This is a genomic window from Micrococcus sp. FDAARGOS_333 (assembly GCF_002206575.2).
GTDB lineage: Bacteria > Actinomycetota > Actinomycetes > Actinomycetales > Micrococcaceae > Micrococcus > Micrococcus lylae.
Genome location: NZ_NJFJ02000001.1, coordinates 2,014,919 through 2,036,726, shown reverse-complemented (window position 1 = coordinate 2,036,726; position 21,808 = coordinate 2,014,919). Strand labels below are relative to the sequence as shown.

Here is a 21,808-nt window from a genome sequence, read left to right as displayed (position 1 = left end):
GTCTACGATACCCGCAGTCTCGGATTTTCCCGTATCTGTCCAGGCGGCAGCGTGATGGTCGGGCCCGGGCCCGGGAGGGCAGGTGTCCGACGGTCAGACCTGGGCCCCGCGGTCGAGGCGGTCGCCGCGGCCGTCGCCGCGTCGGGGCAGCTGCAGGAACAGGCCCACGCCGCCGCCGCAGGCGACCAGGACGAGGGCGAACAGCGCCCAGCCGGGCACGGACACCACCGGCAGGACCGCCAGGATCAGGAGGGCGAGGATCGGCAGCAGCAGGGCGCTTGCGGCGAGCACGAGGGAGGGGCGCCCGCTGAGCACCGGCGGCGGCTCCGGCGGCACGAAGTCGCCGGGCAGCTCCTCGTCCTCGACGGGCTCGGGGTGCAGCACCGGCCACGGCGCAGCCGGCGCGGGAGGCTCGTGCGGCGGCGCAGGAGGGCCGCCCTCGACTGAGGTCCGAGGCCCGTCCTCGGCCGGCGGGGCCGCGGGCATGTCCGGGCGGAGACGGGCGACGATCTCGTCCCACACCTGGTCGTCCGAAGGACGACGGCCCTCGGGGCCCTCGTGGTCCTCGGGGCCGTCCGGGAGGCGGTCCGGCGTCATCGGCGGGCCGCCGTCCGGCACACGCTGTCCACGAAGGCGGCGCTGTGCTCCACGATCAGCGGCAGGTCGCGGTCCATGGTGGCCACGTGGAAGCTGCGCTCCAGGCGCACCTGCTCGAAGGCGGCGGCCCGCAGCCCGGCCCGCAGACGGTCCTGGGAGGACGGCGGCACCACATGGTCCTGCGGGGACCAGTACGAGACGACGTCTGCGGTGATCCGGGGCAGCCCACGGACTGCGGCGCGCTGGATGCGGCCGAGCGCGGCGACGCCGCCGACCGGGGTGCGCTCGTACGCGTGCTCGCTGACCGGGGCCGCGACGTCGTCGGCCACCGGGGTCGTGGACGCGACCATCCAGCGCAGCAGGGGAGCGGCATGGGCGAGCGGCTGTCCGAAGGACAGGGCCGGGTTCACCACGGCCACCCCCGCCACCGGGCGGTGTGCCGCCGCGTCCAGGGCGAGCGCCCCGCCCATGGACAGGCCGGCCACCACCACGTGGCGGTGCTCGGCGAGGGCTCGGTCCACGTGTGCGCGCACGGCGCCGCGCAGGTCCTCGGCGGTGACCCTGTTGAGGTCCTGCCAACAGGTGCCGTGTCCCGGCAGCAGCGGCACGATCACCCTGCTGCCGCGTTCGGCCAGGGCATGGGCCCAGTCCTTGACCGAGTGCGGGCCGGAGGTGAAGCCGTGCACCATCACGACGGCGCGGTCGCCGGCACCCCGTGCCGGCGGCAGGTCGAGCGGGCGATGAACAGGATCGACCGGGGCGGTCCCGGCCGCGGTCGGCGGCACAGGGACGGTGCGTCGCGTGTGGGGCATGGACACCACCCTAGCGCCGCGACTCCGACTACGATGGAGCCACAGCACCGTCCGTCCGCCGTCCCAGGAGAGGCATGTCCACCTTCTACCGGTCCGCCCGCACGTTCGTGGTCCGCCCCGTGGCGAGGGCGCTGTTCAACCCCTGGGTGAAGGGCCGTGCCCATGTGCCGGAGACCGGCGGGGCGATCCTCGCCAGCAACCACCTCTCCGTCTCGGACTCCGTGTTCATGCCGGCGAGCCTGGACCGCCAGGTCCACTTCCTCGCCAAGATGGAGTACTTCACCGGCACCGGTCTGAAGGGCTGGATCACCAGGAAGTTCTTCGTGGCGATCAACCAGTTGCCGATGGACCGCTCCGGTGGCGCCGCCTCCCTGCGCTCCCTGCAGGCGGGCCTGGAGGCCCTCCAGGAGGGCAAGCTGCTCGGCATCTACCCGGAGGGCACCCGAAGCCCCGACGGTCGCCTGCACCGCGGCAAGATCGGCGTGGCCAAGCTCGCGCTCGCCGCGAACGTGCCGGTGGTGCCGATCGCCATGATCGGCACGGACAAGGTCCAGCCCATCGGCCAGTCGCTCCCGCGTCCGGGCCGCGTGGGGGTCATCTTCGGCGAGCCGCTCACGTTCTCCCACCTGAAGCACCGCAAGGACGAGATCGCCGTCCTGCGCCAGGTGACCGACGAGATCATGGAGGCCATCCGCCGCCTCTCCGGCCAGGAGTACGTGGACGTCTACGCGGCGGACGTGAAGTCCGGCCACGTCCAGGCCCCGCCGCGCGCTGCGCGCACCTGACCTCGTTCCGTCTGCCGAGCCTGTCGCCGGCGGGGGGCCGCATGCACGTCCCACGACGACGGCCGCCCGCTACGGTCTGCCGTCGCGCCTGCGGCGTCCGCCCGCTCCCGTGAGGAGACGCTCTGTGAGACGTGCATGTCCACATGTCGGCCACCGGCCGTGTGCTCGCCCCCGGCCGAGGATCGCGCACCTAGGGTGGAGTGCATGACTGCACACTCCCGCGACGAGATCCTGGCCTTCGGCACCGCCACCTCCGAGGGTGCCGCCACCGCTGCCGGCCTGGACCACTGGCGCAGCCTGCCCATCAGCCAGGCGCCGCAGTGGGCGGACCAGGAGGACTATGAGGCCGCCGTCGCCGAGCTGAGCCAGGTGCCGCCGCTCGTGTTCGCCGGCGAGGTGGACGTGCTGCGCACCCGGCTGGCGGAAGCCGCCCGCGGCGAGGCCTTCGTCCTGCAGGGAGGCGACTGCGCCGAGACCTTCGCCGGATCCACCGCGAACCGCATCAGCGCCCGGGTGAAGACGATCCTGCAGATGGCGGCCGTGCTCACCTACGGCGCGTCGGTGCCCGTGGTGAAGATGGGCCGCATCGCCGGACAGTTCGCCAAGCCCCGCTCCTCGGACACCGAGACCCGGGACGGGGTGACCCTGCCGTCCTTCCGCGGGGAGATCGTCAACGGCTACGAGTTCACCGAAGAGGCCCGTCGGCACGACGCCCGCCGCATGGTGCAGGCGTACCACACCTCCGCCTCCACCCTGAACCTGGTTCGTGCCTTCACCCAGGGAGGCTTCGCCGACCTGCGCAGCGTCCACGCCTGGAACCAGGGCTTCCTCGCCAACCCGGCGTACGCGAAGTACGAGGAGATGGCCGCCGAGATCGACCGCGCGGTCCGCTTCATGGGGGCGGCCGGCGTGGACTTCGAGGCGATGCGCCGCACCGAGTTCTACTCCGCCCACGAGGCGCTGCTGCTCGACTACGAGCGCGCCCTCACCCGTGAGGACTCGCGTACCGGGAACCCCTACGCCACCTCTGCGCACTTCCTCTGGATCGGTGAGCGCACCCGCCAGGTGGACGGGGCCCATGTGGACTTCCTGTCCCGCGTGCGCAACCCGATCGGCGTCAAGCTGGGCCCGTCCACGAAGGTCGACGACGTGCTGGCCCTGGCAGAGAAGATCGACCCGACGCGCGAGCCGGGCCGCCTGACCTTCATCACCCGCATGGGCGCCGGCGTCATCCGCGACGTCCTGCCGGACATCGTCTCCGGGGTGAAGGATGCGGGCCTGGAGCCGGTCTGGGTCACCGACCCGATGCACGGCAACACCGTCACGGCGAAGAACGGCTACAAGACGCGCCGCTTCGAGGACGTCATGGACGAGGTCGCCGGATTCTTCGACGTGCACCGCGAGCTCGGCACCCACCCGGGCGGCATGCACGTCGAGCTCACCGGAGACGACGTGGCCGAGTGCCTCGGCGGCGCCAACCTCGTGGACGAGTCCGCCTTCGAGGAGCACTACGAGTCGCTCTGCGACCCTCGGCTGAACCACGAGCAGTCCCTCGAGATGGCCTTCCTGGTCACGGAGGCGCTGACGCACCCGGAACGCCGCGCCTGAGGGCACGGGGCTGCATGCAGGACGGGGCCGGACCCTCCACCGCGGAGGATCCGGCCCCGTCAGCTCTCAGAAACCACGGGCGCGGAAGATCGAGCCCTCATCGAGTTGGGCGCCGCCGCGGGGCTGCTGCTCCGCGATGCGCGGTTCGCGCAGACCGAAGATGCCGCCGCCCGGGGTGGTCTCGACCTCCAGCCGCAGGCCGGCCTCGGCGGCCCGGTCCCGGGCTTGTTGGACGGTCAGACCGGACACGTCCGGCACCGCGACTCGGCGGGGTCCCTCGGAGACGGTCAGGCGCACCAGAGCGTTGCGGCTCGTGGTCGAGCCCGGCGCGGGCACCTGGGCGATGACCTGACCTTCGGGGACGTCGGGGTCGTGGCGCGTGTGCTCGACCTTGACGAGCAGGCCGGCGTCCTGGGCGGCCAGCCGGGCGTCGGCGGCGTCGCGGCCCACGAGGTCCGGGGCCAGCACGGGAGCCGGGCCGGAGGAGACGGTGAGCTCGATCCGGTCTCCGGTGCGCACCTCGGTGCCGGCCGCCGGAGCGGAGGCCACCACGGCGCCGGCGGAGTAGACCTCGTCGTGTCTGCTGGAGACGTCGACCTGCAGACCTGCCTCGTGCAGGCGCGCCACGGCGGTCTCACGGTCCGTGCCGCCGAGGTCCGGGACGGTGGAGGACGCCCCGGAGAACGGGACGTTGCCGGCGCCGAGCGTCCAGCCCAGCAGCAGGGCCATGCCGGTGAGCAGCAGGGTCACCGCGATGCCGGTGGCCAGGGTGCGCCCGTTGCCCTGCCCGACGTCCAGGGTCGGGCGCTGGGCGGCGCGGCGGCGCTGACGCTTCGAGACCGGGCGGGGGCCTGGAGCGGCGGAGCCTGCCGGGGGTCCGCAGGGCCGGTCCGCCGAGAGGCGGCCCGCCGATCCACGGTCCAGCACCCGGGTCTGGTCCGAGGACGCGGTCGGGCCGGGTGCGGCCGCAGGGGTGTCCGAGGCGCGGTCCGGGACGTCACGACGGTCCGGCTGCGGCTCCGTGCGGTGGTCGTCGTGCCGGCCCCGGCCCGCGGGGGAGGCGACGTCCCCCGTGCCGGGTGAGGGGCCGTCGTCGGGAACGGACGGATACGGCACCACAGAGGTGGGCTGGTGCCCGGCCCCGCCCGGCTCGATGACGACGGCGGCGTTCTCCAGGCTCTCCTCCTCGGCCGCCGTCGAGTGCGGCTCGCGGTCCAGCAGGGAGTCCGGGGTGGAGGAGAGCAGGCGGCGCACCTCGGCGGCCACCTCGGCCGCGTCCTCGGGGCGGTCTGCAGGGGCGGGCTCGGTGCACCACAGCACCAGGTCGCTCACCGCGTCCGGCACCCCCGGCACCACGACGGTCGGCGCCGGCACCCGGCTGCGGATGTGCTCGTAGGCCACCTGCACCGGGCTGTCCGCGGTGTACGGCTGACGGCCCGTGAGCAGCTCGAAGAGCATGATGCCGGCCGCATAGACGTCCGAACGCGCGTCCGCCTCCTCGCCGGAGACGAGCTCGGGCGAGAGGTAGGCGACCGTGCCCACCAGGGCCTTGCCGCCCGAGGTGTGGGACGTGGTGGCACGGGAGAGGCCGAAGTCGGCGACGCGGATGCGGCCGTCCTCTCCGACGAGCACGTTCTCCGGCTTCACGTCCCGGTGCATCAGCCCGGCCTCGTGCGCGGCGGCGAGGCCGTCCAGCACCGGAAGGAGCAGGGTCAGCGCGCGGCGGGAGGTCAGCGGGGCCTCGTCCCGGACGATCCGACGCAGCGTGCAGCCGGGGACGTACTCCATGACCAGATAGGCGACGACCTCGCCGTCCGGGCCGTCCGCATGTCCCTGGTCCAGCACCCCCACCACATGGGGATGCGCCAGCCGGGCGGCCGTCTTGGCCTCGCCCTCGAAGCGCGCCACGAGGGCGGGGTCCTCCGCCAGGTGCGGAAGCATCGCCTTGACGGCGACCTGTCGGTCCAGGCGCGTGTCCACGGCCAGGTACACGGTGGACATGCCGCCGCGGGCCAGGCGCGCGCGGATGAGGTAGCGGCCGTCGAGGGTCGCTCCCACCAGGGGGTCCGTGCGCGGGGACGTCATTCCACCAGGGTAGATCACGCCCCGGAAAGGACACGGGCGGAGAAGATCAGAACATGGCCATCGCTGCCTTCACGCGGGCGACGTAGGCGGCGGTGTCGGGCTTCAGGCCGTGGCGCATCACGCCGCTGTGCCCCTGGTAGTAGGCGCCGATGCCCAAGTCACGGGTGGGAGTGTTCTGCTGCATGTAGCGGATGATGGCGACGCCCGCGGTCACGTTGTCCTGCGGATCCAGCAGGTTCAGCTCCCGGCCCACCAGCTGGGACGCGAACTCGCCGGCCACCGGGATGACCTGCATGGTGCCGATGGCGTTCGCGGGGGAGACGGAGCGGTGCTGGAAGCGGGACTCGGTGTACGCGTGGGCCAGGGCCAGGCGCGGGTCCACGCCCATGCTGCGGGCGGTCTCGCGGATCAGCTGCTGCGTCTCGGCCGGCGACGGGGCCGGCGCGGACTGCAGGCGGGCGTAGTTCTCGTTCGCCGAGGCGGTCACGTGCTCCGGGTAGGTGTAGTGGAGGAACGTGTTGCCGATCGGGCGGTTCGACGGGGCCGGGGCGGAGGACTTCGGGCTGCCGTCGTCCACGATCAGCACGTCGCCGACGTACATCGGCGAGTCCACGGTCAGGCCGTTCAGGTCGCGCAGCCTCTTCACGGAGATGCCGAACTTCTGGGCCACCCGCCACGGGGAGTCGCCGGCGACGACGGTGTACCGGACGGCTTCCCCGGAGGTCGAGCCGGTGCGCTCGAGCGCAGTGGACCGGCCTGCGGACCGCGTCGGGGCGGGGTCGGCCTGCTCCGCCGGTGCGGAGGAGGCGGCACCGGGGACCTTCAGCACCATGCCCGGATGGAGCGTGGTGGTGGCGGACATGCCGTTGGCCTTCTGGAGCGCCGCCATGGTGCTGCCGGTGCGCTGGGCGATGATCCACCAGCCGTCGTTGCGGCGGACGGTGTAGGTGGAGGCGGTCTGGTCGGAACGCTTCGAGGAGGTCGGAGCCTTGCGCTCGCCGGAGGACGTCGGCGCTGCGGTGCCGGTGGGCAGGGTGATCTTCTGGCCGGCGTAGATGACCGTGCTGTAGTCCATGCCGTTGAGGCGGAAGACCTCCTTGAGCGGCACCCTGTGGGCCCAGGCGATCTCGGAGAGCGTGTCGCCGCGCCGGACGGTGTAGGTGCTGGTGGCGGGCGCGACGGTGGCGTCGGAGCCGGAGCCGGAGCCTGAGGGCCGCTGCTCGGCCGGGCGGGACGCCTCGTCGGCCTGGGCCGCCGGAGCGGTGCCGAGGAGCATCAGGGGGAGGACGGAGGTGGTCAGGGCCGAGCGGACGAGACGCTGACCGGAAGCGCGCGGCGCGGGGGCCGTCTGCTGCTGAGAAGCGGACATGGAACGGGTACCTCACGAGGAGTCGTCGACGGTGATGACAAGCCGCGGCGGCCACCCGCCACGTGATCACACAACGATCTCGTCAACAGCGGCGTGTCGCATTGACGAGATCGTTCTGTGACCTTCGGGATCCTAGTGCGGGGAAAGGTGAGGGGGCCAGCTGGGGCCAATGAATGCGCTGTGAGTACGGGGCGATGCAGGTCAGTGCGGCGTGTCGCACGCAGGACAAGGTTGTCACGTGGGGAAAGGCGCGGGCCGTGCTGGTCGTGATGTCACCGTGACCGCACCCGTGAGGGAACGACCAGTCCGCCGGGGAACTATCGTGGAGCCGTGACCACCAGCGACGCCTCCGATCAGATCCCCGCCGACCTCGACGCCCTCGTGGGCCAGTGGCTGACCCTTCCCGAGGTCGCCGAACGCCTCGACGTCGTCGTCTCCCGTGTCCACAACCTCGTGAAGGACCGCAGGCTCGTGGCCGTCCGCCGCGGTGAGCGGGCCGTGCGCAGCGTCCCGGCCCTGTTCCTCTCCGCGACCGGGGTCGTCGAGCCCGTGCACGGCACGCTGGTCCTCCTCAACGACGCCGGCTTCTCCGACGAGGAGGCCCTGCGCTGGCTCTTCACCGAGGACGAGTCCCTGCCGGGGCGTCCGATCGACGCCCTGCGCAACGGCCGCAAGACGGAGGTCCGCCGCCGCGCCCAGGCCCTCGCCTGGTGAGCCCGGCCCGGCGCTCGCCGGAGGCCTCCCGACGACGTCCCCTCGCCTGACACGGCCCGGTCCGCCCGGGTCGCGGCGGACCGGGCCGTGTCCCGGGCGCCCCCGTGACCGTCAGGTCACCCTCCGTACCCATCGGGTCACCCACCCTGCCCGTCGGGTCAGGCGGTGCGATGCAGAAGCGTGTCCATCAGGCCGCGCAGGTCCGCCAGCGCCGACGGCTCGGCGCCCGAGCCCTCGAGGCGGCCGGCGGCCTCCTGGGCCTGGGCGACCAGGTCGTCGATCTCGGCGCGGACGCGCTTCTCGGCGCCGCACTTGCGCAGGGCCTGCTGCCAGTGGGCCACGCGCTGCGCGCTCAGGTCGGCCCGGCCCAGCTCGTCCTCGAGGGCGGCCGCAGTGTCCGCCTCCAGCAGGTCGAGCGCGTGGGCGATCAGCACGGTCCGCTTGCCCTCGCGCAGGTCGTCGCCGGCAGGCTTGCCGGTCAGCTCCGGGTCGCCGAAGACGCCCAGCAGGTCGTCCTGGTACTGGAAGGCGAGTCCGAAGGGGAGGGTGACGGGCTCGAAGGAGGCGACGAGGCCGTCGTCGCCGCCGGCCAGGACGGCGCCGAGGGCCATCGGGTGCACGGCGGAGTAGCGCGCGGACTTGTACTCCACCACCGTCTCCGCCCGCTGCGCGGCCACGGCGGGGTCCTCCGCCGGCGGGGCCATCTCGGCGAGGACGTCCAGGTACTGGCCGAGCATCACCTCGAAGCGCATGGTCTCCATCTCCTGGCGGGCGCGGTCCGCCCGGGGCGAGCCTGCGAACGCGTCGTGGAAGGCGGCGTCGGACAGGGAGAGGCAGACGTCTCCGGCGAGGATCGCTGCGGAGACGCCGAAGTGCTCCGGGTCGTGGCGCCATCCTGACGAGCGGTGCATGGCCTCGAAGGCGCGGTGGACCGCAGGCATGCCCCGGCGGGTGTCCGAGCGGTCGAGGATGTCATCGTGGATCAGGGCCGCCGCCTGGAACAGCTCGAAGGCCGCCCCCGCCGTGATGATCCTCGGGTCGTCCGCAGCGCCTCCGGCCGCGCGCCAGCCGAGCCAGCAGAGGGTGGCACGCAGGCGCTTGCCGCCCGCGGTCAGCCGGGAGATCGCGTCCACGACCGCCGCCGCCTCCGGGTGGACCCGCTCGGCGCGGGCGCGGTGGGAGCCCAGCAGCTCGGTCAGACGGTCCGCCACGGCGGCGCGGAACTGCTCCGGGGCCAGGCGGTCATGCGGGATGTTCTGCGACATGCGCCCACCCTATGCCGTCCGTGCCGTGGGTAGGGTCGAAGACATGCAGCAGCCGGCGCCCGTGGACCCCGGGGACGACGCCACCGTCCTCCATGTGGACATGGACGCGTTCTTCCTCTCCGTGGAGCTGCGCGAGCGGCCGGACCTGCGGGGCATCCCCGCCGCGGTGGCCGGCCGGTCGCTGCGCTCGGTCATCCTCTCCGCCTCCTATGAGGCCAGGGCGTTCGGGGTGCGCTCGGCGATGCCCGTGGGGCAGGCGCTGCGCCTGTGCCCCCAGCTGCGCCTGGTGGAGCCGCGGCAGAGCGTCTACCGTTCCGTGTCCGCCGAGGTCATGGCCCTGCTCGACCGGGTCACCCCGGTGCGCGAGCAGCTCAGCGTGGACGAGGCGTTCCTGGACGTGGCCGGCTCCCGGCGCCGCCTGGGCCCGCCGGCCCGGATCGGTGCCGCGATCCGCGAACGCGTGCGTGCCGAGCTCGGCCTGCCCTGCTCCGTGGGTGCGGCGCCCGTGAAGTTCGTGGCCAAGATGGCCTCCACGGCCGCCAAGCCCGACGGCCTGGTGGTCGTCCCCGGGGAGCGGCTCCTCGAGTTCCTGCATCCCCGCCCCATCGACCACCTGTGGGGCGTCGGCCCCGTGCTGGCCCAGCGGCTGCGCACCCGCGGCATCGACACGATCGGTGACGCCGCCGCTCTGCCGGAGGGGCGCCTGCGCCAGTGGTTCGGCGAGGTCGGGGCACGCGTCGAGGACCTGTCCCGAGGCCTCGACCCCCGTCCGGTGCACCAGGAGACAGGGCACCAGAGCATCGGTGCGGATCACACGTTCGACGACGACCCGACCGACCCGGAGGAGATCGACCGCCACGTGCTCCGGCTCTGCCACCACGTCGCCGGACGGCTGCGCGCCGAGGGTGTGCTCGCCGGCGGCGTCACCGTCCGGGTGAAGTCCCCGGAGGCCCGGGTCCGTTCGCGGGCCGCCCGGCTGCCGGACCCCACGGACTCCGGCCACGACCTCTTCGCTCCGGCGCGCCGTGCCGTCAGGGAGCTGCTCGCGGACAGGCCCCATCCGCTGCGTCTGGTCGGGGTGCGGGCCGAACGGCTGACGGACGAGCAGGCGCCGCGGCAGCAGAGCCTCTTCGACGACGAGGCAGGCGGCCGGGCCGCCGACTGGGGCGCGGCCGAGCGTGCGGTGGACGCCGTCCGCCGTCGCTTTCCGGGCCACGGGCCCGCCCCGGCCTCGCTGCTCGGCCACGTCGACCCTGCGGCCGACGGCCGCGACCGCCGGCAGTGACGGTCTGCTCCGACGCCGGCTGAACGGCGTGCCGCGGCGATGCCCGGACCGGGGTGGCGGGCCGTCTCCTGGGAGGTTGCCGTGCGCGGCCGTCACCCACTGGCCCGGCGGCGTCGCCGTCACTAGACTGGTGGGTCAGACGACCTGTACGGCGTCGCAGGTCGGGGACGGATCCGACGCACCGGAAGCAAGCACGGACCGGAAGAAAGCAGAGGTGCGGCCATGCCGCTGTCAGAGCGCGAGCAGCGCATGCTCGACGAGCTCGAGGCCCAGCTGCGCACGGAGGACCCCCGGCTCGACACCCACCTCAGGGACAGCCGCCCCGGCGGCGTCTCCGTCCGGCGCGTCGTCCTCGGTGTCGCGATCGCCGTCGCCGGCCTCGCGGTCGTGCTCCTCGGCGTCTCCCTCCAGAACGTGATCGTGGGCGTCGTGGGCGTCGCCGTCATGGGCGCCGGCGTCTACGTGCTCTCCAGCCGTGGCTCCGGCGACTCCTCGGGGGCCGGCCGTGCCGATGCCGGCGCCCGCGCGGCAGCCGGCGGGAAGAAGAAGGAGAGCGCCTTCATGTCCCGCCTCGAACAGCAGTGGGACGAACGCCGAGGCCAGGGGCGCTGAGCCCCCGAAGGGCACCGCCGGCCACCCACCACTCCACGAAGGCCCCGACCGCGATGCGGTCGGGGCCTTCGTCATGTGCGCCCTCGGACGGTGAGGGGGCGCCCTGAGGGAGGCGGCCGCCGTCGGGGTGGGCGGCCGAGGCCCCCACTTCCCTCCCCCGGTCCCTCCACACCCCTCCCCGAGCCCCTCCACCGGGCCTGCCCTGCCCTCCACCGGGCCTTAGGCGAGGGGTGTCGCGGGGGCGGGCGGCCGGCCCCTCCACTGTCCTCCACTGTGAGACATCCGCATGAATCCGCGGATTCTGGCGAGTGCCGGGGCGCCGTCGTGAATGTGGTGGTTGGAGAGTGGGGGGAAGTGGGGTAAAGTGGAGTCCAGAAGAGAGCAGAGGCGATGCATCGGCCGGTGCGGAGCTCGGCGAGACAGGGGGTGCCCGTGTTCCTCGGGACCTACACCCCGCGTCTGGACGACAAGTTCCGGCTGATCCTCCCGGCGAAGTTCCGTGAGGAGCTGTCGGACGGACTGGTCCTGACCCGCGGTCAGGAGCGATGCATCTACGTCTTCTCTGAGCGTGAGTTCGCAAGGGTCCACGAGCAGATGAGGTCGGCTCCGCTCTCCTCGAAGCAGGCGCGCGACTACATCCGCGTGTTCCTGTCCGGAGCCTCGGACGAGACGCCGGACAAGCAGGGCCGCATCACCGTGCCCGCTCCGCTGCGGCAGTACGCCGGGCTGGAGAGGGAGGTCGCGGTGATCGGCGCGGGGACACGAGCGGAGATCTGGGACCTCGAGTCCTGGAACGCGTACCTGCAGGAGCAGGAGACCTCCTTCTCCGACACCGACGAGGACGTCCTGCCGGGCATCTTCTGACCCGTCCGCGGGCGGGTCCACAACAGAACATCCACGGATCCCTGAGCGTGGCCTCCAGCCGACGCGAGCCACCTGACCTGACTTCCCCTGGGCCAGGCGGAACGCGGTCGGATGGGGATCAGGCCCAGGGATCCGTGTCGTCTCCGGGGGAACCGCCCCCGGCGTGACACGCTGAAGCGCGACGGCGTTGCTCCGAGCCCGGGGCGCCCCGACGCGGCCCACCCACAGCAGGGGAGGAGGACCCCGATGCAGCACAGCGAGAGCGGAGAGACGCCGCTGCGCCCCGAGGACCGTCACCTGCCCGTCATGCGGGACCGCGTCATCGACCTCCTCGCCCCCGCCGTGCAGGCGGCCCGGGACGCCGGTCGCACTCCGATCGCCGTCGACGGCACCCTCGGGATGGGCGGGCACACCCAGCAGATGCTGCGCCGTTTCGAGGACCTCGTGGTGGTGGGCATCGACCGTGACCCGCACGCCCTGCGGATGGCGGGCGAACGGCTGGAGGGCCTCGCGGACAGGCTCATCCCCTTCCACGGCACCTACGACCAGGTCCCCGAGGCCCTCGCGGCCGCCGGCGTGGACCGCATGGACGCCGCGCTCTACGACCTCGGCGTCTCCTCCTATCAGCTGGACGCACGGGAGCGCGGCTTCGCCTACTCCTACGACGCCCCGCTGGACATGCGCATGGACACCGACGCCGCGTACACCGCCGCCGACCTCGTGGCGGAGGCCGAGGAGTCCGAGCTGCGCAGCCTCATCCGCCGCTACGGCGAGGAGAAGTTCGCCGGCCCCATCGCACGGGCGATCGTCCGGGCCCGTGCCGAGCGCGCCCTGACCACCACCGGCGAGCTGGTCGACGTCATCCGCTCGGCCGTCCCCGCCGCGGCCGGCGCGAAGGGCGGCCACCCTGCCAAGCGCACCTTCCAGGCGCTGCGCATCGCGGTCAACGACGAGCTCGACCTACTCGAGGCCGCCGTGCCCGCCGTGCTGGACCGCCTGCACGTCGGCGGCCGCGTCGTCGTCATGAGCTACCACTCGCTCGAGGACCGCATCGCCAAGCGGCACCTGGGGGAGTGGGCGACATCGACGGCGCCGCCGAACTTCCCGGTGGTGCTCGAGGAGCACGAACCCGTGGTGAAGATCCTGACCCGCGGCACGGAGAAGCCGACTTCCGGGGAAATCGCTGAGAACCCGCGCGCCTCCTCCGTAAAGGTGCGCGCAGCAGAGAAGATCAGGAAGTCACGAGGAACCCGATGACGGCACTGGAGGACCATCGCATGGCCGCAACCGCAGAGGCACGGAGCGTCGAGCCCCGTCCCGAGCGCGCCCTCGAGCACGTCGCAGGCGCCTCCGAGCGCGTCCGCACCCCGCTGTCCGTGGTGCCCGCCCCGCTGCCCCGCACCGGCCGCGGCATCACCGTGCTCTGCCTGGGCATCCTGATGGTCGCCCTCGCCGTCGTCCTCGTCGCCAACATCACCGTCTCCAACCGTCAGTACCAGATGTTGGAGCTGCGCGCCCAGCAGACCGAGCTGTCCGAGGCCAACGAGCTGCTGTCCCAGCGCGTCGGCTACCTCGAGGCTCCGCAGAACCTGGCCGCCCGCGCCGACGCGCTGGGCATGGTCGACCCGGCCGGCAGCGCCACCGTCGACGTCGCCACCGGCCGCGTCTCCGGCGAGGCCGCCGCGGCCGAGGAGGGTGAGCGGGGTGCGTCCTACGTCAACCCGCCCTCCTCCCTGGACCAGCCTCTGGGCGTGAACAGCCTCGAGGGCGACGCCCTCCCGCCGGGCCACATCGCCGGGCCGGAGCTGAAGGACCCCGCGGAGGAGAAGAAGGCGGCCGAGGAGCGGACGGCCGAGCGCAAGGCCGAGGAGCGCGCGGCGTCCGAGGACGCCGTGGACGCGGCCGATGCCGAGGACGGCTCCGCCGACGACGCGGAATCCGGCCGGGACTGATGTCCGCGACCTCCGACCCCACCGGAGCCGAGGCGGGCACGGGGGCGCAGCGTCGCGCACGCACCCTCCTGCTCGTCTGCCTCGTCCTGCTCGCCGCCGTCGCCCTGCGGCTGCTCTACGTGCAGGGCATCGACCCGACCGGCCAGGCCTCCGCCGCCCTCGACGAGCGGCTCCGCAGCCAAGTGCTGACCCCGGAGCGCGGTGCGATCAAGGACCGCAACGGCGAGGTGCTCGCCACCAGCGTGCGCCGCTACGATCTGGTGGTCGACCAGCGGCTGGTCAAGGACTTCAAGGAGTGGAACTCCGAGACGGAGCAGAACGAGATGGTCTCGATCGACGACCGCATCGCGCAGCTGTCCACCGTGATCGGCGTCTCCGAAGACGACCTGGACGACCGGATGAAGGGCGAGCGCCCGTACTCGGTGGTCAAGCGCTCGGTCACACCCCAGGTCCGCGACCTCGCCATGGACCTGCGCGTGCCCGGACTCATCGCCGAGCCCGTCGACCGCCGCAGCTACCCGAACGGCCCCGTGGCCGGCTCCGTCCTCGGGTTCGTCTCCGCGGACGGCACCGCCCGCGAGGGACTCGAGCTGAGCCAGAACGAGGCCCTGGCCGGCAAGGCCGGCCGCCGCGAGTACGAGGTCGCCGCCAACGGCCTGCGCATCCCCAACGCCGTGTACAACGAGACCCCCGCCGTGGACGGCTCGGACGTGGAGCTGACGATCGACCGGGACATCCAGTGGTACGCGCAGGAGCTCATCGCCGCTAAGGCCGCCGACTACGACGCCGAATGGGCCAACATCGTGGTCCTCGACGCCAAGACCGGCGAGATCCTGGCGATGGCCGACTCCACCACCGTCGACCCCGCCGACCCGAACGCCACCGACCAGCTGTTCTGGCGCCCCACCGCCATGACCCAGGCGGTCGAGCCGGGCTCCACCGGCAAGGCCGTCACCATGGCCGCCGCGCTCGACGCCACCGACCTGACCCCGCTCAGCGAGTTCACCGTGCCCAGCAGCGAAGAGTTCCACGGGCAGAGGATCAACGACGCCAACGCGCACGCCGAGTACGACATGACCCTCGCCGGCATCTTCGCCCGTTCCTACAACGTCGGCACCGTCAAGGCGGCCGAGGAGATGTCCCTGCAGGAGCGCTTCGAGTACATGAAGTCCTTCGGCATCGGCGAGGCCAACGACATCGGCCTTCCCGCCGCGGCCGCGGGCACCCTCGTGCCGCCGGAGGAATGGGACAACCGTCAGCGGTCGACCACGACCTTCGGCCAGGCCTACACGCAGACGACCCTCCACACCGCGCAGATCTACCAGGCCCTCGCCAACGGCGGAGAGATGGTCCCCGCCTCGGTCATCAAGTCGATCGTCGACCCGGACGGCGCCGAGCATGCCTACCCCCACCGCGAGAAGCACCGGGTCGTGTCCGAGCAGACCGCCGCGGAGATGATCCGGATGATGGAGACCGTGGTCACCCGGGGCACCTCCAAGCGCGCGGCAATCGAGGGGTACCGCGTCGGCGGCAAGTCCTCCACCGCCCAGGCCGCCGGCCCCTCCGGCCGCTACGACGGCTACAACATCGGCTTCACCTCGGTGGCGCCGCTGGACGACCCGCGATTCGTCGTCTCCGTCTCCATGCACCGGCCCGCGGAGAACTACCAGGGAGCGCACCTGGACGCCCTGTCCGCCGATCTGATGGAGCACCTGCTGCGCAAGTACAACGTCCCGGCCACCGGCGACAAGCCCGACGACTACAAGGTCTTCACCGAGGACCCGCAGGACCGCCCCTGGTGACGGCCGCCTGCCCGCAGCCCCCGAACCCGCACTCCGAACCGAAAGACCAGGAGCACCCGTCATGACCGAGTCCTCGACCCTGACCCCCGCAGAGCAGGACCGCGCCTTCCGCCCGGACCGGGTTGACGGGGTCGCCTGGTCCACGCTGGTGGAGGTGCTCCACGGCGCCGGCATCGAGGCGGTCGAGTCCGGGACGGCACCGCGCGGCCGGGTCACCGGTGCCTGCCTGAACTCCCGTGTGGTGCAGCCGGGCGACCTGTACGTCGCCCTGCCCGGTGCCCGTGTCCACGGCGCCTCCTTCGCCACCGAGGCCGTCGCGGCGGGAGCGGTCGGCGTGCTCACCGACGCCGAGGGCGCGGCCCTCGTCGCCAAGCAGGGCCTGGCCGACCTCGCCGTCCTGAAGACCGGCACCCCCCGCACGGCGGCGGGTGCGGCGGCCGCTGCCGTCTACGGCGAGGGACTGGACGCCGGACCCCGGCTGATCGGCGTGACCGGCACCAACGGCAAGACCACCACCAGCTTCTTGGCCTGCTCGCTGCTCGAGGCGATCGGCCGCCGGACCGGCGTCATCGGCACGATCCTCACACGGGCGGCAGAGCGCACCGTGCCCTCCTCGCTCACCACGCCGGAGTCCACGCAGCTGCACGCACTGATGGCCCTGATGCGCCAGGAGGACGTGGACACCGCCGTGATGGAGGTCTCCTCCCACGCGGTGTCCTTCGAGCGCATCGCCGGCCTGCGCTACGCCGTCGCCGGATTCACCAACCTGACCCAGGACCACCTGGACCTCCACGGCTCCATGGAGGAGTACTTCGAGGCCAAGCTCGGCCTGTTCGACGCCGCACGCACCGGCCGCGCCGTGATCGTGCTCGACGGGGGAGAGGGCCCCGAGTGGGGCGTCGCCATGGCGGAGCGTTCGGGCGCACCGACCACCACCCTCGCCCTCGGACCGGCGGCGTCCGTGCCGGGCGCCCTCGCCGCACGCCACCCGGACGTCGTGCCGGACTGGGAGCTCACCGCCCTCACCCCGGACGGCCTCGGCCATCGATTCGAGCTCACCGAGGCGGCCACCGGGCGGGTGCTCAAGGCCTCGGTCGGGCTGCCGGGCCGCTTCAACGCGGCCAACGCGGCCCTGGCCGCCCTCATGGTCCTCGAGGCCCTGGGCGAGGAGACCTTCGAGCTGCTCCAGGACGTGCTGGACGTGCCGGCCGGCGCCGGACCCTTCGCTGCCGCCGTGCCCGGCCGCATGGAGGTCGTCGGCCGTGAACCGGACGGCGTGGTCGACTTCGCACACAACCCGGACGGCATGGTCCAGGCCCTCGAGTCGCTCACGCAGGCCCGTGCCGCCACCGGCCGCGACGGGCGCACCATCCTCGTCTTCGGCGCCACCGGGGAGCGGGACACCACCAAGCGTCCGCTGATGGGACGCATCGCGGCCCGCTACGCGGACGTGGTGATCGTCTCGGACGACGACCCGCACGGCGAGGACCCCGCCGGGATCCGCGCCCAGGTCCTCGAGGGCGTGCGGGCCGAGGCGGCGGAGCAGGCCGAGCAGGGCCGCACCGTCGAGGTCCACGAGTCGGCGCCGCGCGCCGAGGCCATCCGGCTCGCCGCCGCCCTGGCCGCGGACGAGGACAGCATCCTGCTCGCGGGCCGCGGCCATGAGACCGTGCAGGACGTGGCGGGCGTGGACGTGGAGCTGGACGACCGCGTCGAGCTGCGCGCGGCCCTGGTCGACCGGCGCGAGGGCCGCCTCACGGATCTGTCATCCACGGCGCGGTAAAGTCGAGTCCAAATGATCGCTCTCACCGCTTCCCAGATCGCCGCGGCCGTCGGCGGCACCCTCTCCGAGTCGCTCGACCCGGAGACCGTGCTGACCGCTGTGACCCCGGACTCCCGTGAGGTCGCTGGTCAGGACGGCGTCCTGTACGTGGCCAAGCCCGGCGAGCACGCCGACGGGCACGACTACATCGACGCCGCGCTGTCCGCCGGCGCCTCCGCCGTGCTGGCCGAGCGCGCCACCACGGCTCCGGACGGCTCCGCGCACCCGTCGATCCTCGTGGAGGACGCGGTGATGGCCATGGGCGCCCTCGCCCGTGACGTGGTGGCCCGCGTGCGGGCGCACTCCGAGACCACGGTCATCGGCATCACCGGCTCGGCCGGCAAGACCACCACGAAGGACCTGCTGGCGGCGATCCTCGCCGAGCAGGGGCCGACCGTGGCCCCGCAGGGCTCGTTCAACGGCGAGGTCGGCGTGCCGCTCACCGTGTTCCGCGCATCCCTGGACACCCGCTACCTCGTGGTGGAGATGGGCGCGGACCACGTCGGCAACATCGCGTACCTCTGCGACATCGTGAAGCCGGACATCGGCGTCGTCCTCATGGTCGGCACCGCCCACGCCGGCAGCTTCGGCGGCGTGGCGAACATCGCCAAGACCAAGGGCGAGCTCGTGGAGGCCATCGGCCCCGAGGGCGTCGTCCTGCTCAACCGCGACGACTCCCAGGTCGCCGCCATGGCCGAGCGCACCACGGCCCCGGTCGTCTGGTTCTCCACCGATGAGGACACCGTGCCGCTGATCGCCGAGGACGTGGCCGCGGGCCGCGCCGCCGGCGTGGCCCTCGCTAGGAACCTGACCACCGACGTCGAGGGTCGGCCGGTGTTCGACCTGCAGCTCGGCGCCGACACCGAGGCTCCGACCGTGCCTGTCACCTCCGGGCTCATCGGCGTCCACCACGCCCACAACGTCGTCGCCGCGGCCGGTGCCGCCGCGGCGGCCGGCGTCCGCCCGGCGGACATCGCCGGCGTGCTGGACGGTCTCGGCCCGACCAGCCGGTTCCGCATGGAGCGTACGGAGCGTCCCGACGGCGTCACCGTCATCAACGACGCCTACAACGCGAATCCGGAGTCCATGCGCGCCGCGCTGAAGACCCTCGCTCAGCTCGGCCGCGCCACCGGCCGCCGCACCTGGGCGGTGCTCGGCGAGATGCTGGAGCTCGGCGACGAACACATCAGGGAGCACACGCTCGTCGGCGAGACCGTCGTGCGCCTGAACATCGCACAGCTGCTCGTCGTCGGAGCCGGTGCCCGCCCCCTGTACATCGGCGCCCTCAATGAGGGCAGCTGGGGAGAGGAGGCGCACTTCGCCGCCGACCTCGACGAGGCCTTCGACCTTCTCTCGAAGCTTCTCGCCCCCGGAGACATCGTCCTGGTGAAGTCCTCCAACGGCTCGCGGCTCGCCCAGCTCGGCGAGCGTCTCGCCGCCGTCGGCGCCGAGGACTCCGCGTCGTCCACCCCCAAGGAGGAGCGTCCGTGATCGGCCTGCTCATCGGCGGTGTCCTCGGCCTCGTCTTCGCGGCCGCGGGCACGCCCCTGTTCATCCGGTTCCTGGTGAAGAAGGGGTACGGCCAGTTCGTCCGCGACGACGGCCCCACGAGCCACAAGACCAAACGCGGCACCCCGACCATGGGCGGCCTCGTCTTCGTGGTCGTGCTCGTGGTGGTCTACTTCCTGACCCACGCCATCCTGGCGATGCTCGACTCCGAGCTCGCCGGGCCGACGGCGTCCGGTGTGCTGCTGCTCTTCCTCACGGTCGGCATGGCGTTCGTCGGCTTCGTCGACGACTTCACCAAGATCACGAAGAAGCAGTCCCTCGGCCTGACCCCCATGGGGAAGATCGTCCTGCAGGGCCTCATCGGCACCGTCTTCGCGGTGCTGGCGCTGAACTTCCCGAACAGCGACGGCCTGACCCCGGCCTCGACGGCCATCTCCTTCGTCCGTGACATCCCGTGGCTCGAGATGGCCTTCGCCGGTCCCGTGCTCGCCTACGTGCTGTTCGTGATCTGGTCCAACCTCATCACCACGGCCACGACCAACGCCGTGAACCTCACCGACGGCCTGGACGGTCTGGCCACCGGCGCCACCGCCATGATCACCGGCGCCTACGTCCTGATGTCGATCTTCCAGGCGAGCCAGGCCTGCGGCACCATCACCGGCCCGGGCTGCTACGAGGTCCGCGACCCCATGGACCTGGCCCTGCTCGCCGCGATCCTCACCGGCTCGCTGCTGGGCTTCCTCTGGTGGAACACCTCCCCGGCGAAGATCTTCATGGGAGACACGGGCTCCCTGGCCCTCGGCGGGGCCCTCGCCGGCTTCGCCATCTTCACCCGCACCGAGATCCTCGTGGTCATCCTGGCCGGGCTCATGGTCGCCATCACCCTGTCCGTGATCATCCAGGTGGGCTACTTCAAGCTCTCCGGCGGCAAGCGGGTGTTCCTCATGGCCCCGCTGCAGCACCACTTCGAGCTCAAGGGCTGGGCCGAGGTGACCGTCGTGGTCCGCTTCTGGCTCATCAGCCTGGTCTGCGTGACCGTCGGCCTGTTCGTGTTCTACGGCGAGTGGCTCCTCGCCGGCGGCGGCACCGCGGCGGTGACCCCATGAGCGAGGCCATGGTGACCCCCGTCCTCGAGCCGATCGCCTCGACTCCCCGCACCGACCCGCTCACATCCTGGGACGCCCCCCAGTGGCAGGGGCTGCGCGTGGTTGTCGCCGGCCTGGGCGTCACCGGCTTCTCCGTGGCGGACACGCTGGTGGAGCTCGGTGCCGACGTGCTCGTCGTGGACGGGAACGCGTCCGAGGAGAACGTCCGGCGTGCCGAGACCCTCAGGATCGTGGGTGTGCGCGACGTGGTGCTGGAGAAGGAGGCGACCACCGCACTGCCGCGCTTCGACGCACAGCCGCCGGACGTCGTCGTGACCTCCCCGGGCTGGCGTCCGGACCAGCCGCTGCTGATGCAGGCCCACGCCGCGGGCCTGCCGATCTGGTCGGACATCGAGCTGGCCTGGCGGGTCCGTGAGCGTGCGGGCCGCAAGGTCGCCGACTGGATCTGCCTGACCGGCACCAACGGCAAGACCACCACCGTGACCATGGTCGAGGCCATCCTGCGCGCAGACGGCCGCCGGGCGATCGCCTGCGGCAACGTCGGCACCCCGGTGCTGGACGCCGTCCGCGATCCGGAGGGCTTCGACGTCCTGGCGCTGGAGCTCTCCAGCTTCCAGCTGCACTGGACCCACCACATCGAGCCGGCCTCCTCGGCGGTGCTGAACATCGCCGAGGACCACGTGGACTGGCACGGCTCCATGGGCGGGTATGTCCGGGACAAGGGCTCCGTGTACGAGAACACCCGCATCGCGTGCGTGTTCAACGAGGCGGCCCCGATCACCCGCCGCCTCGTGGAGCAGGCCGACGTGCAGGAGGGATGCCGTGCGGTGTCCTTCTCCACGGACACCCCGGGCCTGTCCACCGTCGGCCTCGTGGACGGCATCCTCGTGGACCGCGCGTTCACCGAGAACCGGGCCCATGAGGCCGTGGCCCTCGCCGAGCGCTCGGACCTGGGCGCCGTGGCTCCGCAGCACACCGTGTCCAACGCGGCCGCGGCCGCGGCGCTGACCCGTGCTGTGGGCGTCTCGTCCACTGCGGTCCGGGACGGCCTGCGCGGCTACGACCGCGGAGAGCACCGCATCCAGCTGGTGGCGACCTCGCGGGACGTCATGTGGATCAACGACTCCAAGGCGACCAACCCGCATGCCGCGGACGCCTCCCTGGCGGCGTTCTCCTCGATCGTGTGGATCGCCGGAGGCCTGCCGAAGGGCGTCACCTACGACGAGCTCGTCAGGGCGCACGGACACCGGCTCCGCGCCGTCCTGCTGATCGGCGCCGACTCCTCCGCGCTGCGCACGGCCCTTGCCGAGCACGCCCCGGACGTCCCGGTCGAGAGCCCGCTCACCGATCCGTCCGGCCGGGGCACCGAGGACGGCCACGCCGCCATGACCGCCGCCGTGCAGCGTGCCGACGAGCTGGCCGAGGCCGGCGACGTGGTCCTCATGGCCCCGGCCGCCGCCTCCATGGACCAGTTCCGGTCCTATGCGGACCGCGGCGAGGCGTTCATCGAGGCCGTCACCGCCGTCATGCGGCAGCACGGCTGGAACGTCGACGACGACGGCCCCGTCTCCGGCTGAAGGCCCGCCGTTCCCCCTGACCCCACCGTCCCCGTCCGCTGAAG

Annotated in this window: 18 protein-coding genes; 13 read left to right on the top strand and 5 right to left on the bottom strand. The window is 72.6% G+C overall.

What is annotated here, in order from left to right; genetic code table 11:
• Positions 1 to 93 precede the first annotated feature (93 nt).
• Both CEQ11_RS08985 and CEQ11_RS08980 read right to left on the bottom strand, forming a co-directional pair.
• Positions 94 to 597 (bottom strand): hypothetical protein, encoded by a 504-nt coding sequence (locus CEQ11_RS08985; protein ID WP_127913483.1) that lies wholly within the window; start codon positions 595 to 597, stop codon positions 94 to 96.
• Complete coding sequence (locus CEQ11_RS08980; RefSeq protein WP_088478994.1) at positions 594 to 1,409, bottom strand: carboxylesterase; 816 nt, start codon at positions 1,407 to 1,409, stop codon at positions 594 to 596. Before CEQ11_RS08980 ends, CEQ11_RS08985 begins: the two co-directional genes overlap by 4 nt.
• A 74-nt stretch (positions 1,410 to 1,483) precedes the next feature.
• Between CEQ11_RS08980 and CEQ11_RS08975 the strand changes: the two genes are divergently transcribed.
• Together CEQ11_RS08975 and CEQ11_RS08970 are read left to right on the top strand one after the other, a co-directional pair.
• Positions 1,484 to 2,194 (top strand): 1-acyl-sn-glycerol-3-phosphate acyltransferase, encoded by a 711-nt coding sequence (locus CEQ11_RS08975; protein ID WP_088478386.1) that lies wholly within the window; start codon positions 1,484 to 1,486, stop codon positions 2,192 to 2,194.
• 204 nt (positions 2,195 to 2,398) lie between these two features.
• The gene (locus CEQ11_RS08970; protein ID WP_088478385.1) at positions 2,399 to 3,802 is read left to right on the top strand and encodes a class II 3-deoxy-7-phosphoheptulonate synthase; all 1,404 of its coding nucleotides are present in this window, start codon (positions 2,399 to 2,401) and stop codon (positions 3,800 to 3,802) included.
• A 66-nt stretch (positions 3,803 to 3,868) separates the two neighbouring features.
• Here the strand turns inward: CEQ11_RS08970 and CEQ11_RS08965 are convergent, their stop codons facing one another.
• Positions 3,869 to 5,887, bottom strand: coding sequence for a PASTA domain-containing protein (locus CEQ11_RS08965; protein WP_088478384.1), 2,019 nt, complete (start codon positions 5,885 to 5,887; stop codon positions 3,869 to 3,871).
• Positions 5,888 to 5,933: 46 nt separating this feature from the next.
• Positions 5,934 to 7,256, bottom strand: a complete 1,323-nt coding sequence (locus CEQ11_RS08960) for a LysM peptidoglycan-binding domain-containing protein (protein WP_088478383.1) — start codon at positions 7,254 to 7,256, stop codon at positions 5,934 to 5,936.
• Between the two features lie 330 nt (positions 7,257 to 7,586).
• On the opposite strand from CEQ11_RS08960, the gene CEQ11_RS08955 reads away from it, so the two are divergent.
• Entirely contained in the window at positions 7,587 to 7,970 is a 384-nt protein-coding gene (locus tag CEQ11_RS08955) for an Rv2175c family DNA-binding protein (RefSeq protein WP_088478382.1), read from the top strand.
• 158 nt (positions 7,971 to 8,128) lie between these two features.
• On the opposite strand, the gene CEQ11_RS08950 is transcribed toward CEQ11_RS08955, so the two are convergent.
• Complete coding sequence (locus tag CEQ11_RS08950; RefSeq protein WP_088478381.1) at positions 8,129 to 9,235, bottom strand: polyprenyl synthetase family protein; 1,107 nt, start codon at positions 9,233 to 9,235, stop codon at positions 8,129 to 8,131.
• 43 nt (positions 9,236 to 9,278) lie between these two features.
• Here CEQ11_RS08950 and dinB point away from each other — a divergent pair, with 43 nt between their 5' ends.
• The 10 genes from dinB to murD all read left to right on the top strand — a co-directional run bounded on the left by dinB (position 9,279) and on the right by murD (position 21,764).
• Complete coding sequence (gene dinB, locus CEQ11_RS08945) at positions 9,279 to 10,520, top strand: DNA polymerase IV (RefSeq protein ID WP_088478380.1); 1,242 nt, start codon at positions 9,279 to 9,281, stop codon at positions 10,518 to 10,520.
• 222 nt (positions 10,521 to 10,742) lie between these two features.
• On the top strand, positions 10,743 to 11,132 hold the full coding sequence (locus tag CEQ11_RS08940) for a DUF3040 domain-containing protein (RefSeq protein WP_067188694.1): 390 nt from the start codon (positions 10,743 to 10,745) through the stop codon (positions 11,130 to 11,132).
• A gap of 432 nt (positions 11,133 to 11,564) precedes the next feature.
• The gene (gene mraZ / locus CEQ11_RS08935) at positions 11,565 to 11,996 is read left to right on the top strand and encodes a division/cell wall cluster transcriptional repressor MraZ (protein ID WP_067188692.1); all 432 of its coding nucleotides are present in this window, start codon (positions 11,565 to 11,567) and stop codon (positions 11,994 to 11,996) included.
• A gap of 246 nt (positions 11,997 to 12,242) precedes the next feature.
• Positions 12,243 to 13,253: a 16S rRNA (cytosine(1402)-N(4))-methyltransferase RsmH gene (rsmH, locus tag CEQ11_RS08930; protein WP_227718822.1), complete on the top strand. Its 1,011-nt coding sequence runs from the start codon at positions 12,243 to 12,245 to the stop codon at positions 13,251 to 13,253.
• Between the two features lie 20 nt (positions 13,254 to 13,273).
• Positions 13,274 to 13,948 carry a hypothetical protein gene (locus tag CEQ11_RS08925; RefSeq protein WP_127913482.1) on the top strand — a complete coding sequence of 225 codons (675 nt, stop codon included), beginning with the start codon at positions 13,274 to 13,276 and terminating at the stop codon, positions 13,946 to 13,948.
• Positions 13,948 to 15,750 (top strand): penicillin-binding protein 2, encoded by a 1,803-nt coding sequence (locus CEQ11_RS08920; protein WP_088478378.1) that lies wholly within the window; start codon positions 13,948 to 13,950, stop codon positions 15,748 to 15,750. Before CEQ11_RS08925 ends, CEQ11_RS08920 begins: the two co-directional genes overlap by 1 nt.
• 61 nt (positions 15,751 to 15,811) lie before the next feature.
• A complete protein-coding gene (locus tag CEQ11_RS08915) occupies positions 15,812 to 17,533 on the top strand; it encodes a Mur ligase family protein (protein WP_088478377.1) in 1,722 nt (573 codons plus the stop codon).
• A 12-nt stretch (positions 17,534 to 17,545) separates the two neighbouring features.
• Positions 17,546 to 19,063: a UDP-N-acetylmuramoyl-tripeptide--D-alanyl-D-alanine ligase gene (gene murF, locus CEQ11_RS08910; RefSeq protein WP_070639225.1), complete on the top strand. Its 1,518-nt coding sequence runs from the start codon at positions 17,546 to 17,548 to the stop codon at positions 19,061 to 19,063.
• Positions 19,060 to 20,187: a phospho-N-acetylmuramoyl-pentapeptide-transferase gene (gene mraY, locus CEQ11_RS08905; RefSeq protein ID WP_067188683.1), complete on the top strand. Its 1,128-nt coding sequence runs from the start codon at positions 19,060 to 19,062 to the stop codon at positions 20,185 to 20,187. The genes murF and mraY overlap by 4 nt, the downstream gene beginning before the upstream one ends.
• Entirely contained in the window at positions 20,184 to 21,764 is a 1,581-nt protein-coding gene (murD, locus tag CEQ11_RS08900) for a UDP-N-acetylmuramoyl-L-alanine--D-glutamate ligase (RefSeq protein WP_088478376.1), read from the top strand. Before mraY ends, murD begins: the two co-directional genes overlap by 4 nt.
• The last annotated feature ends 44 nt before the right edge of the window (positions 21,765 to 21,808 follow it).

Excerpts from the sequence above, each read along its gene's own strand:
- CEQ11_RS08985 (WP_127913483.1), bottom strand. The coding sequence starts at position 597 with ATGACGCCGGACCGCCTCCCGGACGGCCCCGAGGACCACGAGGGCCCC.
- CEQ11_RS08980 (WP_088478994.1), bottom strand. The coding sequence starts at position 1,409 with ATGCCCCACACGCGACGCACCGTCCCTGTGCCGCCGACCGCGGCCGGG.
- CEQ11_RS08975 (WP_088478386.1), top strand. The coding sequence starts at position 1,484 with ATGTCCACCTTCTACCGGTCCGCCCGCACGTTCGTGGTCCGCCCCGTG.
- CEQ11_RS08970 (WP_088478385.1), top strand. The coding sequence starts at position 2,399 with ATGACTGCACACTCCCGCGACGAGATCCTGGCCTTCGGCACCGCCACC.
- CEQ11_RS08965 (WP_088478384.1), bottom strand. The coding sequence starts at position 5,887 with ATGACGTCCCCGCGCACGGACCCCCTGGTGGGAGCGACCCTCGACGGC.
- CEQ11_RS08960 (WP_088478383.1), bottom strand. The coding sequence starts at position 7,256 with ATGTCCGCTTCTCAGCAGCAGACGGCCCCCGCGCCGCGCGCTTCCGGT.
- CEQ11_RS08950 (WP_088478381.1), bottom strand. The coding sequence starts at position 9,235 with ATGTCGCAGAACATCCCGCATGACCGCCTGGCCCCGGAGCAGTTCCGC.
- dinB (WP_088478380.1), top strand. The coding sequence starts at position 9,279 with ATGCAGCAGCCGGCGCCCGTGGACCCCGGGGACGACGCCACCGTCCTC.
- CEQ11_RS08940 (WP_067188694.1), top strand. The coding sequence starts at position 10,743 with ATGCCGCTGTCAGAGCGCGAGCAGCGCATGCTCGACGAGCTCGAGGCC.
- rsmH (WP_227718822.1), top strand. The coding sequence starts at position 12,243 with ATGCAGCACAGCGAGAGCGGAGAGACGCCGCTGCGCCCCGAGGACCGT.
- CEQ11_RS08925 (WP_127913482.1), top strand. The coding sequence starts at position 13,274 with ATGGCCGCAACCGCAGAGGCACGGAGCGTCGAGCCCCGTCCCGAGCGC.
- CEQ11_RS08920 (WP_088478378.1), top strand. The coding sequence starts at position 13,948 with ATGTCCGCGACCTCCGACCCCACCGGAGCCGAGGCGGGCACGGGGGCG.
- CEQ11_RS08915 (WP_088478377.1), top strand. The coding sequence starts at position 15,812 with ATGACCGAGTCCTCGACCCTGACCCCCGCAGAGCAGGACCGCGCCTTC.
- murF (WP_070639225.1), top strand. The coding sequence starts at position 17,546 with ATGATCGCTCTCACCGCTTCCCAGATCGCCGCGGCCGTCGGCGGCACC.
- murD (WP_088478376.1), top strand. The coding sequence starts at position 20,184 with ATGAGCGAGGCCATGGTGACCCCCGTCCTCGAGCCGATCGCCTCGACT.